Source organism: Kitasatospora sp. NPDC057198 (assembly GCF_042670125.1).
Taxonomy (GTDB): Bacteria; Actinomycetota; Actinomycetes; order Streptomycetales; family Streptomycetaceae; genus Kitasatospora.
In genome coordinates, this window is record NZ_JBHUWH010000888.1 from 1 (window position 1) to 1114 (window position 1114).

Here is a 1114-nt window from a genome sequence, read left to right on the forward strand (position 1 = left end):
GGTGGTGCGGGTCGTTCGGTGCTACGGGCGTCAGCGCCGGGCGAGGGACCGCGAGCGGCGGTAGAGCACGCCGCCGCCGAGCAGCAGCGCGATCCCGGCCGGGGCGATGACCTCCAGGCCGGACGCGCCGGTGGAGGCCAACTCCGCCTGGCCGACGGCGGGGGCGGCGGCCCGGGGCTGGGTCACGGTGGCCGGGGTGGCCGGGGTGTTCACCGTGGTCGTGGTGCCGGGCTCGTCGCCGTTGGGGCCGCCGTTGCGGTCGCTGGGCGGGGTGCCGTGCTCGCCGCCGGTCTGCTCGGGCGGGCAGTCGTCACCGGGCGGCTGGGTGCTCGGCGGGGTGGTGGTGGGCGGGGTGGTCGGGTGGTGGTGCGGCGTGCCGGTGTTCGCGCAGTCGTTGCCGAACGCCGGGTTGCCGAGGCCCACCACGTTGACCGAGTTGCCGCAGGCGTCGACCGGCGCGGTGATCGGCACCTGCACGTCGTTGCCCGAGGCGACGCCGGGCGAGCCGGCCGTCGTGCCGCTCGCGCCGGAGCCCGAGCCCGCGTGGCCGCCGGTCCGATCGCCGGGCTGGCTGCCGGCCTGGCTGCCGGGCTGACCGCCGCCCGCGTGGGCGCCGCCGGTGCGGCCGCTCGCGCTGACGTTGGAGCAGTCGTTGCCGTACGCCGGGTTGAGCAGACCGATCACGTTGATCGTGTTGCCGCAGGCGTTGACGGGAAGCTCCACGGGCACCTGCACCGCGTTCCCCGAACCCACGCCTGGCGAATTGACCGCTGAGCCGTGCGCGTCGGCGGCGGCGTGGGCGTAGCCCGCGGTCGAGGCCAGCACGCTGCCGGTGGCCATGGCCGTGAGGAGGCCCTTCCTGGCGACCTGTCGCATTGACTCCCCTTGGTTTCTCACTCGATGGTGCGGACCCGATCGACCCGCGCCGGATTTCCGGTGTACTCCGGATTCCGGGGCCGGACGTCGATCCGATAGTCGGAATTGCCCGCCGCGACGGCGGCAGCACTACTTCAACGACCCCTAACGGTGAAGGTTGAGCCATCTGCAGTCAGTTCATCCGATCGGGTGAGCTGCGGCTTTCCCCGGGAACCGCGCCGTTCACCCTCCCGGGCGG

1 protein-coding gene is annotated in these 1114 nt (G+C 74.1%); it reads right to left on the reverse strand.

The window, feature by feature from the left end; all coding sequences use genetic code 11:
• Positions 1–30 precede the first annotated feature (30 nt).
• Positions 31–876: a chaplin gene (locus tag ACFUEL_RS39870; protein WP_380243144.1), complete on the reverse strand. Its 846-nt coding sequence runs from the start codon at positions 874–876 to the stop codon at positions 31–33.
• Positions 877–1114: the final 238 nt, after the last annotated feature.